The following is a 13323-nucleotide window of genomic DNA, read 5'->3' as shown; positions in this document are numbered from 1 at the left end:
GGGCGGCCGCGATCGACATTCGGTCTGGTGCTAATAGTCCGCCAGTCGCTTGCGGCCTGCAGATCCTCCGGATAGTACGGGGCGTACCATTGCGGCATGGCTGCAAGTCGAGCCGTATGAAGCAATCATCGAGTCGGAGGTTCGAGGTGAGCCAGGAGACAGTCCCCAGCAACACCCGCGAACTGCGCGACGCGTTCGGCGCGTTCATGACGGGTGTCACGATCGTGACCACCGCGACCGACGACGGCAAGCCGCGCGGCTTTACCGCCAACTCGTTCTCGTCCGTGTCGCTCGATCTGGCGCTGCTGCTGGTCAGCATCGCCAAGACGTCGAGCAATTACAAGGCGTTTTCGTCGACAGGCCATTTCGCGATCAACATCCTTGCGGAAGGACAAAAGGACTTGTCGAATACGTTCGCTCGTCCGAGCGACGACCGCTTCGCCAACGTTCACTGGCAAATGAGCGGGAACGGTAATCCGCTGCTCGGCGGCGTCAGCGCATGGTTCGACTGCACGACGCACCACATCGTCGATGCGGGCGACCACGCGGTCATCATCGGCAAGGTCGAAGCGTTCCGTTCGGCGGGTTATGCAGGTCTTGGCTATTACCGCGGCGGCTACTTCACCCCGGCGAAGGTCTCGGCCGAAGTCATCGCCGGCCCGAGCGTGATCGTCAGCGCCATCATTGCGAGGGATGACAAGGTGTTGCTAGTGAGAAGGCCCAACGACACGTGGGGCCTGCCATCGCGCGAGATGGGCAAGGAAGGCGCGGACAAGACGCTCGCGGCACTCTTTCGCGAGATCAGCCAGAGGCATCGGCGAGCTTTATCTACTCGGTGTACAACAACACGGAAACCCGGCACCAGTACATTACGTTCCTGTGCAGCGCGCCGGATGATTCCGCCGCCTCGGGCAAGTTCGTCGATCTCGACGATATCAGAACGCTCACGTTACAGGACAGTGCGCTTGCAAGCATGCTCGATCGCTACCGCAAGGAAAGTCAACTGGGGAACTACGGCCTGTATCTGGGCGACCATAGCAGCGGCACCGTCCGCCCGCTCCATCCGTGAAGAGTCATATCACGGCGATGCGTTATAGCCCGCTTTCCCTGGCGCGGGAGTTCGCCGTGGTGTTGCGCCATCGTTGGAGGAGCGTCGCTCCGCAGCGGTAAGTCGCGACATTCGGCGTCGGTCAGGTGCCGCCCGCAGCGCACCCCGCGAGCAGCAGCGACCTGAAACCGATGTACGCGACGGTAGTTGCATGACCCTTTTTCAGAGTGTCACGAGGAGTCGCTGATCGTGTAGGTCGTAGGTTCGGTGACGGCTGCCCCTTGGATAGACATCGATACCGTGTAGTCACGCGGGAACCGCCATTGACTATCAGCACAGCTACTTGTGCCTGCTGCCGAGCTCGCTGTGCTTTTGCGGATGCGTGTCAGCATGGGCGAGTTCGTAGTGAGCGCCTTTGCCGCTTCGCGTCGGCGGAAAATGCTCGGACTTCACGCACGTCACCGCAGAACCCCCCAGCCGCCGTCATCTTCCTTCACTACCTTGTAGATGCCGAAGGTCTGAATTGCATTGATAACGCCCGGACATCAATGCTTAAGAAAATTGCACTTATCGTGTCAATTAATTTGCGTGATTATCTGTACTCAAGATTCCCGCTAGAAGTGGAACGCAATAAAACGCATCGGAGACAAGCCATGCACGACACAAAGCGCACTCGACGCGGCTGACGATTGCCACCCGGGGCCGCTAATTCTCGTGGCCCAGCCTCAACCCATCCCGGACATCGCAACCCGAGCGCAAATGGCGCGGCGGCCGCTTTGTCATGTCCGGCGCTCCTTCGAACATCCGCTCTTATCTATCGCAATGCCCTCAGGAGACAAACTTCATGCAAATCACCGGTATGTTGCACGGCGCGCGCCTGCTGCAATTCGTCGGATTCCCGGCGAGTGAAATCCTCGGCCCGAGCGCCAGCGAGGAAGAGATCAAGACCTTGATCGATCGCCATCGCCAGATTTTCATCAAGCCTGTCTTCAAGGGCGGAGTCGGCAAGAAGGGCAAAGCGGGCTTGCTCGGCCGCGCCGCCGATCTCAAGACGGCGCTGATCGAGAAAGAGCGGTTGTACTTTGCCCAGCATGCCGTCGGTCACCTGACAGCGAAGGCAAATGGCGTGACGTTCGAAGCCGGCGTGCCAGCCGAGCACGAAGTCTATTTCTCGATCACCGATTCCACCCGCTTTCGTGCACCGACGATGACGCTCTCGCACAAGGGCGGCATGGACATCGAAGAGGTCGATCCGAAACATGTGGCGATGGTGCCTTTCGATGCGTTGACCGGCCTCAAGGCGTTCGTCGTGGCGAACGCGCTGAGCGAAATCGGCGCGCCGAAGGAGATCATCTCACCGCTCGTGCAGCAGTTGCCGAAACTCTGGGAGCTCTTTCACGATTTCGGCATGACGACGCCGGAACTCAATCCGATCCGGATGCGCGAGGACAAGAACGGACGGCTGACACCGGTCGCCTGCGACTTCAAGTGCGGCTTCGATCGCGACGACCCGCGCTGGACGCGTCTTGGACTGCCGCAACACCTGTTCGCCGCCGACTATTCCGACTTCGAGCAGGAGATCAATCAGTTGCGCACGCATCAGGGCCAAAGCGATGTGTACGTGATCAACGACAAGGGAACGATCCTCGCGCCGACGTTCGGCGGCGGCGCCAACTCGCTCGTCACCGAAATGCTCGGCGACGCCGCGATCATCTCGTCGGATTTCGGGGGCAATCCGCCCTACGCGAAGATGAAGGAAGTAGCCCGTATCTGTTTCAAGCACTGGCTCAAGCAGTCGAACGTGCTTTTCATTATCGGCGGCAAGTCGAACAACACCGACATCTTCGAGACGCTGCGCGCGATGGCCGATGCCCTTCGCGAGCACTTCAGCGAGCATGGACCGACGCCGCTCTACGTGGTGCTGGGTCGCGGCGGGCCAAATCTCGTGCGCGGCATGGCGGCGTTGAGAGACACCTGCGACTCGCTCGGCCTGCCTTACAGACTCTTCGGATTCGACTCCGACATCAGCGAAGTCATCCAGTACGCGCGAAAGGCCGATGCGTGGATGCGAGAGGGTGGCCGGGCCGGGATCGCAGCACGGATCGGCGCGACGGCGGTGAAATCGGAAACGGCACAGGCTTGAGGAGCACGACATGCATAAACAACACAGCAACCCGTTCAAGTACTTCGTCGGCGTGAACTCGCTTGCGCAGATCGCCACGCGCGACGATCGCGTGTGCGTGCTCAATATTCTCGGCGGTGAGTCTTCGGATGTGACGCCCGTCAGTCATGCCTTCTCGGGCGGCAACATTGTCTTTGGCACGTCACCGGGGAAGGGCGGGCAAACGCTCTCGACAGCGGCCGGCGATATCCCGGTGTACAACAACGTCCGCGAAGGGCTGGAGGCAGGGCACCGCTTCAACTGCGGCGTGGTGTATCTGCCGCCATCGGCTGCGCGTGACGGCGTCGCCGAACTGATTCGCGTCAATCCCGACCTCAAGAAGATTTTCATCATCACCGAAAAGATCGCCGTGCATGACGCGCGCGAAATCCGCGCGATGGGTCAGCAAGCGGGCATCGACATCTTCGGGGCGAACGGGCTGGGCGTTGCTGACTCGTGGAATCGAGTGAGAATCGGCGGAGCGCTCGGCGGCGACAATCCGGACGATTCCCTGCGCAAAGGTTCGATCGCTATCTTCTCAAACTCCGGTGGATTCAGCACGACGATCGCGCAATACCTGCGCATGAGCGGCTGGGGCACGTCGACCGTCATTTCGAGCGGCAAGGACGTCTACATCCACTACGCCGCGGCGGAATTCGCATTCGCGCTCGCCAACGATGCGCGCAGCAAGGCCGCCGTGCTCTATTGCGAACCGGGTGGCTACTATGAAGCCGATGCGGCCTTTACCAAACCGGTGGTTGCCTGCGTGGTGGGGCGGTGGAAAAGCCGGCTGACGCGCGCGGTCGGTCATGCTGGCGCGATGGCCGGCGGTTCCGATGACGCACAAGCGAAGGAACGCTGGTTCATGGAGAAGTTCGGCGTCGACCGGCTCTTCAGCCCCGGCGATCCATGCTGCTCGGCCAAGGGCGCGGTCGTCACGAACATTGCGCATATCCCGGCGGCGCTGACCGCTGTCATGCGCGCCAACGCGACGATGCCCGACTTCGAGCCCGAAGGCAGCCTCGCGCTCAAGCCGTGGTTTGGCTCCGATCAGGGTATCGAGTTGCCGTCTGATCTTGCAATTCCGGTGGTCGGCGCGGTTGCTCCGTATGACGAGCAAGTGGTGCAGGTCAACAGCCAGATCGGGGCGATTGCGCCGCGCCAGACGCTCAAGGACGCATCGGGCGCGTCGCAAATGGACGCGAAAACGCAAGTCAGCAGCCTGCACGGAACCTCGATGCTCGACGCCGCGACGCGCTCGCTCGAAGCGAACGTGAACCTTGCCTTGCTGCACGAATCCGGCGGCGAGAACGACGAGAGGCTGATCAGCGTAGCGATCGCGGCATCGGTCAATCTGCATGGAACGCCGGAACTCGTCGCGGCCCAGGCGGCGCGCGAGGCGGGCAACGCCCCCAACGCGATTCTGGCGGCTGCGGCATCGATTGTCGGGCCGAACCGTCAGCGCGCGGCGCGCGATGCCGCGAAATGGCTGATCGATCGCTTCGCGGCTGCGGGTCTCACCAACGCGCTCGATGAAAGCTTCGATATCCGCCAGATCGACACCACCGGCTGCGAGCCGCTCTTCGCAGATGCCCGCGATCCGCGCGCCGAAGCGATGCTCGCGGGACTTGCGAAGCGTGAAGCCAGGTCGGTGCTGATCCGCTGGCTGGCGTCGCAGCCGGCGCACCCGACGGCGGATGCCGTGCTCGCCGCGATCACGACCACATTGGCGTGGGGTCCGCTCATGCGCAAGCGTGTGTCGCGCGTGACCGCAGAGAGCTTGCCCTGGTGGACGATGCTGTTCGGACGTCTGATCGGCGCTTCGGCGGACGCATCGCGTCACACCCCGGAAGGCTTCTGCGGCTTTACCACCGAATCGCTCTTGGGTGAACGCGGCCTCACTGAGGTCTGTTTTGCCGCATTGCTCGATTTCGAACCCGGCCGCGACGATCTTTTCGCCTTCAGGACGCTCGTCGGTCTCCTGCTCACCAACGGTCCGGGAGCCATCTCGGCGCAGGGTGCGAAAGGCGCAGTCTCGGCCGATGGTCCCGAAAGCCCCGAGCGCGTGCAACTCAACAAGGCGCTGGTCGGCTTTCTTTCGCATACCGGCTATACGCATGGCGGCAACGGCTATGAAGGCGTCGCTTTCCTGATCGAAGCGTTTCGGAACAGCGGCCTCGACGATCCGGCCGACCCTCGACATGGCGTGGACCTGCGCGCGCTGGCCGAGCGGGCGGTCGAGCGTTACGCGCAGTACAAGGCACGGCAGAAAAGCGCGGGTAGCCTCGACATCGCGAAGCTACCGGGCGTCAATCATCCGGTGTTCAAGGACAGGCCCGTCAATCACGACCCCCGCGAGGTGTTCATCGCGAACTTGTGCGAGAAGCGCGGGGACTACAACGTGTTCCATGCGTTTTATCGCGAAGTCGTTCAGGCGTTGTTCGATGCCGGCGTGTCCCGCAACGTGTACTGCGTCAACATCGATGCGGTGATCGCGGCCCTGCTGCTGAAGATGTTGTGGCAGCCGCTTCAACGCGGTGAATTGACCGAGCGCGACCTCGAAAGCGCCGCGTTCACGATCTTCCTTTACCCCCGCATGCTCGGATGCGCGGCGGAAATCGACGATCACCTGAACCGGGGACGCAACATGGACACCCGCACGCCAGCCTCCCAGTGCCGTTTCGTGGCTTGAAAACCACTCGGCGCTGATAGCCAGCGAACATCAATTGTTTCTGTACCGCCGCGCTCGTCGGCAGCGCGGCCGTCGCGGCGAATGTGCATTGAAGCCGGTCCCCGTTCAACGTCGGCAGCCCGGCGGAATGCTGATGTTGGCGGCGTCGTGCGCAAGGACCGCACTTGCCTGCATCAGCGAACTTACACTCGCGACCCCAAGCGGTGGTTCGAGATAAGTGCGATCCAGTGACGGCGTTCGTGTGAAGAGCGGACCCGCTCGCCAGAGACCACCTCATTGCGTCGTGTTCCGCCGATGTTTGCAAGCCGGGTCCGCGCCGTTGCCCGCCAGCGTGTCGCAAAACCTCCTTGTTCGAGGGCCGACGTCACTCATCCCGCGAATCAGGGTTTGCGTTTGCTCGGGCCACCAGTGAGTTTGCCAGCCGGCTTACGTGCACCCGTCGCTGAATTGCTGGCGCCCTTGCTGCGTAGCTTTTTCATCTCGAACGGATTGGTGCTGGACAGGCTTAGACCCTTACCCGCGGCCACAACGCGCTCCACCGCAGGCTTGCGCTTGTCTAAGCCACTTTGCGGGCGCGGCTTTTTGGTAGGCATCTGCATGGCGCCGGGGGTCGCTTGCAGCACTTTGGGCTTCTTGGCCTTTTTGGGTTTCTTGATGATCTGCCCCGTCGTGCTGGTTTGCGGCACGCGGTGTTCTGCTTCGAAACCCGGCTCTTCCTCGCGTGGCAGCGTTTGCCGAATCAGCGCTTCAATCGCGGCCAGCTGTGGCGCCTCATCGGCACACACGAGCGACACCGCCACGCCGCTGGCGCCCGCTCGGCCGGTACGGCCAATACGGTGCACATAGTCATGCGCCACGATCGGCAGATCGACGTTGATCACCAGCGGCAGGTCGTCGATATCGAGCCCGCGCGCAGCCACATCGGTGGCGACCAGCATATCCACTTCGCCTGTTTTGAAGCGCTCCAGCGCACGCAGCCGCGCGGGTTGCGGTTTGTCGCCGTGGATGGTGTCGACCGCATAGCCCGCCTCATCCAACATGGCCGCCAGGTAATCCGCGCCTTTGCGGGTTTTGACGAAGACGAGCGCGTGCTCCCAGTTGTTTGCAGCCACAAGGTGCATGAAGAGGCCGGGCTTGTTTCTTTTATCAACGGTCACCACCCATTGCTCGATATTGCTGGCCGTTGCATTGGGCGGGCTGACGCTGATATCGACCGGGCTGCGCAGAATGCTCGCCGCCATGGCGCGGATGTCATCGGTGAACGTGGCGGAGAACAGCAAGGTCTGGCGCCGTGCGGGCAAGGCAGCAAAGACGGCGTTGAGTTCGCGCGCAAAACCCAGATCCAGCATGCGGTCGGCTTCATCCAGCACCAGCGTTTGCACCTGATCGAACTGCACTGCGTTCTGGCGATTGAGATCCAGCAAACGGCCCGGCGTGGCAACGAGCACATCCACGCCTTTGCGCAAATTCATCATCTGCGGGTTGATACTCACACCGCCGTAGGCGGCCATTAATCGCACATCGAGGCCCTTGCCGTAATCGATGAAGCTTTGCAGCACTTGTTCAGCCAGTTCACGCGTGGGCACCAGCACCAGAACACGCGCGCGGTTGCTGGACACCGACGGGCCGTCTTGCACCAGCCGTTGCAACAGCGGCAGCGCAAAACCCGCCGTTTTGCCAGTGCCGGTCTGAGCCGCAGCCATGACGTCCCTGCCACTTAGCACGGCAGGAATCGCCTTGGCCTGCACCGGTGTAGGTGTCTGGTAAGTGAGGTCCTGCAGGGTACGCAGTAGCGGATCGAGCAGGCCAAGCGAGGCGAAAGACATGTTCGTATTCCGGGCCAAATCTGCAATTTTAGCGGTTACGGCGCTGATGGCACCGGCGCAGACCGCGTGATCGACGATGAGCTCAATCGCTCCTCTCGCCGCGCCGGGGTATTCGCATTCTTCCGCAAAGGCACTACGCCACGGCGTGCACCGTCGAGCAACGACTGCGCTAACAACCCTCCGATAGCCGTACCGACACCGCCTCAGGCATCGACACCAGCGCCATTTCGCATCATCGCGAATGACGATGGTGCCTTTCCCAAATAGCACGTACAAAGGGTCTCGTCTGGCGCATCATGCTCGCACAACAATGACTCGCCGAACGAAGGCGTGCCTTCACGAGCGGCGCATTGACGGAGCGAGACGAAGCGATGCAACCCAAACACGGACCTGCCGGCCCGCAGACGCTTTACGACAAGATCTGGAACAGTCACCGCGTCATGTCACGCGACGACGGACAGGACCTCCTGTTCATCGATCGGCATTTCATCCACGACGTCACCGCGCAGTCCTTCGACATGCTGCGCCAGCGCGGACTCAGGCCGCGCTCGCCCGAGCGCATCTTCGGCACCGCCGACCACTACGTGTCCAGCGCGGCGAACGGCATGTCGGCCGTGACCGATCCCGAGCGGCGCTCGATGATTCTCGCGCTGCAGCGCGATGCCGCCGAGTTGCGCATCACCTTGTTCGACATGGACGATTGCCGTCGCGGCATCGTCCATGTGGTCGGTCCCGAGCAAGGATTGAGTCTGCCCGCCATGACCGTCGTGTGCGCGGACAGCCACACGTCGACGCACGGAGCGATGGGCGCGCTCGCGTTCGGCATCGGCGCGACCGAGGTGGCGCATGTCCTCGCCACGCAGTGCCTATGGCAACGCAAATCGAGCAATATGCGCGTCACCCTCGATGGCACGCCGGCAAAGGCGTCACCGCCAAAGACCTCGCCCTACTCATGATGGGTGGCGCGTAACAAGTACTTTGGAAGCGGCCGTTCCGGTTGCGCGGACTGGAACGGCCGGTACGGTCGACAAGGAACTTCGTGGCCGGAGCCACGATGGCCGATAACCGGACAGTCTGTGACGTTCGCAACGCCCAGTGGTTGCCTCTGACAAGATCGGCTTGGTCAATACGTGTAGGCATTGATCGCGTCTCGCACCGTTCCTAACGACTCACGCAGCGATGTCAGATCAACCGATCCAAGCGCAAGACGAATTGCGTGCGGTACCTGCTCCGTCGTCGCAAATGGTTCTGCTTTGGAGACGGCAATGTTCTCGCGTATCAGCGCCATGGCAACAAGATCTGCTCGCACGTCCTCTGTGAACGGAAGCCATATGAAATATGAGGCTGGGTGCGCGATGCGTGTGATTCCCGTTAGCACTTCGGCAGCGATCTGTTGCCGGACCCTTGCATCATCGCGTTTCTGAGCCTCTAGCTGGCTGACTGTGCCGTCGATAATCCAGTTACAGGCAATCGCCGTCATCACGCCGGCGGTGTTCCAAGCCGTGGCGCGAATGGCGCGTTCAATCATCGGAACGTAATGCGCTGGTGCTGCAACAAATCCGACACGCAGACCGGTCGCGACGCTTTTCGACAAGCCCGACACATAGATGGTCAGCTCTGGCGCTATTGCTGCAACAGGCGCCGGCGCATGATCGACCAGAAAAGCATATGCCGCATCCTCGATGATGAGCAATTCGTGCTTGCGGGCAATCGCCACTAGCTCTTGCCGTCGCTCAGGTGTCATCACACAACCTAGAGGATTATGCAGCGTCGGCATCGTATAGACCGCCCGAACATGGCGGTCTTTGCAAATGCGCGCCAACGCGGTGAGGTCCAGGCCATCGCTGCGGATGGGAACAGGTGCGAGGTCGAGTCGCATCGTCTCCGCGAGAAGCTTGAAACCGGGATAAGTCAACGCGTCGACCGCTACTACATCGCCCGGGCGGAACAATCCCAGCACGACGGCCGCCAATCCATGTGTCGCCCCATTAACGATCAATATCTGTTCCGCTGCTACTTCCATTCCTCGGGTTAGGAGGTGACGGGCAAAAACGGCTCGCTCATGTTGCCTTCCTGCGTGCGGCTGATAGCGGAGAAGCGCCTCCAGATCTCCCGACGACGCAAGTTCGCGCAGGGCACTCCGGAGCATTTCGCCTTGACCCGGTAGCGATGGCGAGTTGAAGTTGAGATCAGTCAGACCCGAAAGGGCGGCTTGTTGTTCGATGCCAAGCCCCGCCGGGAGTGAAGTTTCCCTGACGAAAGTACCGCGCCCGGTCTCGCCAACGACCAGTCCAATTGCCTCGAGCTCCGCATAGACGCGCGAGGCAGTAACGAGCGCGACTCCCTCCCGTCTTGCTAGCTGGCGGTGGGTCGGCAGACGAGCGCCCGGCGACAGCCGGCCCGATCTGATATCTGCGGCGAAAGCGTCGACTATGACCTTGTAGCGCGGTTGGACCATCGGGAAGCGTATGCATGACAATTATTTGATTGTCTTAATTCTCTCGCATACGATGCGTGCTTGGCAAACGCTGGCATCAGCACATCAGCCGCGACCGGGCGCTGCGCGCGGCGATCAATCAGGGACGACTTTATGCATATCGCCATCCTTACCTTTGACGGTTTCAACGAACTCGACTCATTAATCGCGCTGGGCATCCTCAACCGGGTTAAGCGAAGTGACTGGCGCGTGTCCATCGCGAGCCCCTCGTCGCGAATCTGCTCGATGAATGGGGTCGTGCTCGAGGCCCACGTCCCGCTGACGGAGGCTGCCAACGCCGACGCGGTGATCGTGGGTAGTGGAAGCAAAACGCGCGAGGTCGTCGCAGACGCAGGGGTGATGGCTCAACTGCGGCTTGACCCGTCGAGGCAGTTGATCGGTGCGCAGTGCTCAGGGACGCTCGTCCTCGCAAAGCTGGGACTGTTGGATGGCGTTTCGGCCTGCACCGATCTGACCACCAAGCCTTGGGTTGTCGAAGCAGGCGTCGACGTGTTGAATCAGCCTTTCTTTGCGAACGGCAACATCGCGACGGCAGGCGGATGCTTCGCGTCCCAATATCTTGCGACCTGGATCATCAGTCGTCTCGTGAGTTCAGAAGAAGCGGCCAGCGCGATGCATTACGTTGCACCCGTAGGCGAGAAAGATGAGTACGTTTCGCGAGCGATGCGACATATTCAATCGGCAAGCGCCTAAAAAACCCTTACGGTCTGAACGAGGCTTCGCGAATCGACCTTCCGGACGGGCGGCCACTCTTGCAGCCTAGCGTCGAATCGACGATCAGGATTCGGGAAGAGTGGTCGCTGCGGCGGACTCGAGAAGAAACCGAGGTACGAACAAGGTGCTGTTTGAAGCGGCGTCGCCGCAAAGCATGGCGTTCTGCGCTTTATTTGCCTCTCCACTCGCTTGCCGTGGTGAGTGCGAAGTCACGGTAGTTGCGCGGCGCACGCCCGAGCAGTTGACTAAACCTTTCGATCTCGCCAGCAGATGCCACTGCCCCATCCTGCTGATAACGCTGCAGCATCAGCCGCATGTCATACGCGAGCCACGGCGGCGTCATCGTCTTCATATACGATTCGAACCGATCCAAATCATCGCCGCCGTACTGCACTTCGCGGCCGAGCGCTTCGGACCAGATCGCCGCGACATCTGCCGACGTGATCGCGTCCGGGCCGACGAGCGCGTAAGTCTCCGAAGGCAGTGGCACGTCCGAACGCTCCCGGCGCAGAAGCTCGCGCGCGGCTGCATCGCCGATATCGCGGACATCGACCATCGAAATTCCCTTGCTCCCGATGGGCATGCCGAAGACGCCCTGCCGGAGCATCGGCTCCTTCTGACGCACGTCGTTCTGCATGAAATACGCGGGACGAAGAATCGTCGCGGGCATGTCGAACGCGTCGATCATGCGTTCGACGGTGCGCTTGCAACTGAAGTGCGGAACATCGACGTATTCCTCGCCCTTGAACACCGACAAATAGACGATTCCGCGTACGCCTTCCTCGCGGGCGATGCTTAACGCCTGCAGCGATTGCGTGAGTTCATCGGCGGCGACGGGCGCAAGCAGGAACAGCGTCGTCACGCCTTGCATTGCGCGGCGCAGTCCATCGACATCTGCAAGTTCACCCTGCACCCGCGTCACGGCTGCCGGAAGATATGCGCGCTCGGGCGAACGCGTCAGCGCGCGCAAATCGGCACCGCTGTCCTTGAGATGGTCGAGAACCTGTGTGCCGATGATGCCCGTACTGCCCGTAACGAGAATGCTCATGTCAGCTCCTGGAAGGTGAAGGCTCGGTGCGAGCCGGTGACTGCTACGATAGGCGTTCCGAAAATCCTGCGAAAGCGCCGAATTCAAGACACGCTGTCTCGTCAGCGGAACAATAAGGAAAAAGGTCATGGATCTGAACGCGCTCGCGGATTTCATCGCCGTCGCACAACGTGGCGGTTTCGGTCCGGCCGCGCGCGCGACGGGCCGGCCGAAGGCGACGCTGTCGCGGCGCGTCGCGGAACTGGAACAACAGCTAGGCGTGCGGCTTATCGAACGCGGCGCGCGCACGACGCGCCTCACCGAAGAAGGACGCGCGCTGTTCGAGCGCACGAGCGGTCTGCTCGCCGAGATCGACGAAACGGGCGACGACATCGCATCGCGTGCGCCCACACCGCGCGGGCGCCTGCGCGTAAGCGCACCGATGGTCTATGCGCATGTCGTGCTCGCGCGCGCCGCCGCGAGATTTGCGCTGGCGTATCCGCAGGTCGAGCTGGAGGTTGTCGCGGAAGATCGTATCGTCGACCCGTTGCAGGACGATTACGATCTGGTGATACGCGTCAATCCTTCGCCCGACGAGTTGCTCATCGGGCGCGCGATCGCCACCGATCGCCGCGTGCTCGTCGCCACGCCCTCGCTCGCGGAATCGCTCGCGAACGCTTTGAGCAATGCGGCTCCTTGGCTGCCTGCGGTGGTGCTCACGCGTGCAAGCCACCCCGCATGGACGGTCCGATTGACCGACGGCAGCGAGCGCATTGTTACGCCGCGGCCGATGCTGCGCCTGTCGTCGCTTCTGATGGTGCGCGAAGCGGTGCTCGACGGCGCTGCCGCCGCCTTGCTGCCTCACCTGCTCGTGGAATCGGATATCGCTGCGAAGCGGCTGACGATGATCGGCTGCGAAGCGGGCCCCGGCGTCGAGATATGGGCGCTTTACAGTTCCCGACGCCTCTTGAGCGCGAAGGTGCGGGCGTTCCTGAACATGCTGGTGAGCGCCGACCCGGGTTCGTGAATCCTCGCCCCCTACCGCAGCTCATAAAACACGCCATCGATGCCCGAACGACGCGCGGACCCGGTTACGCTGTCAGTCAGCGCAAACGCAATTGCACTGGGCAGGGGCTGTTGGAGAAAGACAGTCGGGAGGATTCGGTAGGCGATGTATCGAGGTCTGAAGCGCATCGACCAACTCTTTCTTCTGATCCAGGCTGCCTGCAACCCGACGCGTATGCGAACGCTGGCCGCTGGGGCGGCATTCATCTCCCACGCAGCAAGCTCACGGCCGCGAGCACCGGCTGCGCAATTCACAGCCGACGATGGTTATGGAAATACAGAGAGACTTGCGC

9 protein-coding genes and 1 pseudogene are annotated in these 13323 nt (G+C 61.7%); 7 read left to right on the top strand and 3 right to left on the bottom strand.

Features of this window, described 5'->3' with window-relative positions:
* Positions 1–146 precede the first annotated feature (146 nt).
* The 3 genes from LDZ21_RS23805 to LDZ21_RS23785 all read left to right on the top strand — a co-directional run bounded on the left by LDZ21_RS23805 (position 147) and on the right by LDZ21_RS23785 (position 5901).
* Positions 147–1097 carry a flavin reductase gene (locus tag LDZ21_RS23805; protein WP_309774552.1) on the top strand — a complete coding sequence of 317 codons (951 nt, stop codon included), beginning with the start codon at positions 147–149 and terminating at the stop codon, positions 1095–1097.
* 795 nt (positions 1098–1892) lie between these two features.
* Positions 1893–3191, top strand: coding sequence for an ATP citrate lyase citrate-binding domain-containing protein (locus LDZ21_RS23790; RefSeq protein WP_244797106.1), 1299 nt, complete (start codon positions 1893–1895; stop codon positions 3189–3191).
* 10 nt (positions 3192–3201) lie between these two features.
* Positions 3202–5901, top strand: a complete 2700-nt coding sequence (locus LDZ21_RS23785; protein WP_244797105.1) for a CoA-binding protein — start codon at positions 3202–3204, stop codon at positions 5899–5901.
* Between the two features lie 380 nt (positions 5902–6281).
* Here the strand turns inward: LDZ21_RS23785 and LDZ21_RS23780 are convergent, their stop codons facing one another.
* On the bottom strand, positions 6282–7727 hold the full coding sequence (locus LDZ21_RS23780) for a DEAD/DEAH box helicase (protein WP_244797104.1): 1446 nt from the start codon (positions 7725–7727) through the stop codon (positions 6282–6284).
* A gap of 371 nt (positions 7728–8098) precedes the next feature.
* On the opposite strand from LDZ21_RS23780, the gene LDZ21_RS23775 reads away from it, so the two are divergent.
* Entirely contained in the window at positions 8099–8683 is a 585-nt protein-coding gene (locus LDZ21_RS23775) for an aconitase family protein (protein ID WP_244797103.1), read from the top strand.
* Between the two features lie 167 nt (positions 8684–8850).
* Here the strand turns inward: LDZ21_RS23775 and LDZ21_RS23770 are convergent, their stop codons facing one another.
* Entirely contained in the window at positions 8851–10185 is a 1335-nt protein-coding gene (locus tag LDZ21_RS23770; protein ID WP_244797102.1) for an aminotransferase-like domain-containing protein, read from the bottom strand.
* A gap of 132 nt (positions 10186–10317) precedes the next feature.
* Here LDZ21_RS23770 and LDZ21_RS23765 point away from each other — a divergent pair, with 132 nt between their 5' ends.
* A complete protein-coding gene (locus LDZ21_RS23765; protein ID WP_244797101.1) occupies positions 10318–10917 on the top strand; it encodes a DJ-1/PfpI family protein in 600 nt (199 codons plus the stop codon).
* Between the two features lie 190 nt (positions 10918–11107).
* On the opposite strand, the gene LDZ21_RS23760 is transcribed toward LDZ21_RS23765, so the two are convergent.
* Entirely contained in the window at positions 11108–11986 is an 879-nt protein-coding gene (locus LDZ21_RS23760; RefSeq protein WP_244797100.1) for an SDR family oxidoreductase, read from the bottom strand.
* Positions 11987–12113: 127 nt separating this feature from the next.
* Between LDZ21_RS23760 and LDZ21_RS23755 the strand changes: the two genes are divergently transcribed.
* Together LDZ21_RS23755 and LDZ21_RS23750 are read left to right on the top strand one after the other, a co-directional pair.
* Positions 12114–12992 (top strand): LysR family transcriptional regulator, encoded by an 879-nt coding sequence (locus LDZ21_RS23755; RefSeq protein WP_244797099.1) that lies wholly within the window; start codon positions 12114–12116, stop codon positions 12990–12992.
* A gap of 32 nt (positions 12993–13024) precedes the next feature.
* Positions 13025–13232 (top strand): annotated as a pseudogene (locus LDZ21_RS23750) (IS5/IS1182 family transposase); the annotation flags it as partial.
* Positions 13233–13323: the final 91 nt, after the last annotated feature.

Origin of the sequence: Caballeronia grimmiae, assembly GCF_022879615.1 — a bacterium.
GTDB lineage: Bacteria > Pseudomonadota > Gammaproteobacteria > Burkholderiales > Burkholderiaceae > Caballeronia > Caballeronia grimmiae.
The sequence above is the reverse complement of the archived record's forward strand: the minus strand, read 5'-3'. Positions and strand labels throughout refer to the sequence as shown.

Bases quoted from the DNA above. Each gene is read 5' to 3' on its own strand.
- LDZ21_RS23765 (WP_244797101.1), top strand. From the start codon at position 10,318: ATGCATATCGCCATCCTTACCTTTGACGGTTTCAACGAACTCGACTCA.
- LDZ21_RS23775 (WP_244797103.1), top strand. From the start codon at position 8,099: ATGCAACCCAAACACGGACCTGCCGGCCCGCAGACGCTTTACGACAAG.
- LDZ21_RS23780 (WP_244797104.1), bottom strand. From the start codon at position 7,727: ATGTCTTTCGCCTCGCTTGGCCTGCTCGATCCGCTACTGCGTACCCTG.
- LDZ21_RS23760 (WP_244797100.1), bottom strand. From the start codon at position 11,986: ATGAGCATTCTCGTTACGGGCAGTACGGGCATCATCGGCACACAGGTT.
- LDZ21_RS23770 (WP_244797102.1), bottom strand. From the start codon at position 10,185: ATGGTCCAACCGCGCTACAAGGTCATAGTCGACGCTTTCGCCGCAGAT.
- LDZ21_RS23755 (WP_244797099.1), top strand. From the start codon at position 12,114: ATGGATCTGAACGCGCTCGCGGATTTCATCGCCGTCGCACAACGTGGC.
- LDZ21_RS23785 (WP_244797105.1), top strand. From the start codon at position 3,202: ATGCATAAACAACACAGCAACCCGTTCAAGTACTTCGTCGGCGTGAAC.
- LDZ21_RS23790 (WP_244797106.1), top strand. From the start codon at position 1,893: ATGCAAATCACCGGTATGTTGCACGGCGCGCGCCTGCTGCAATTCGTC.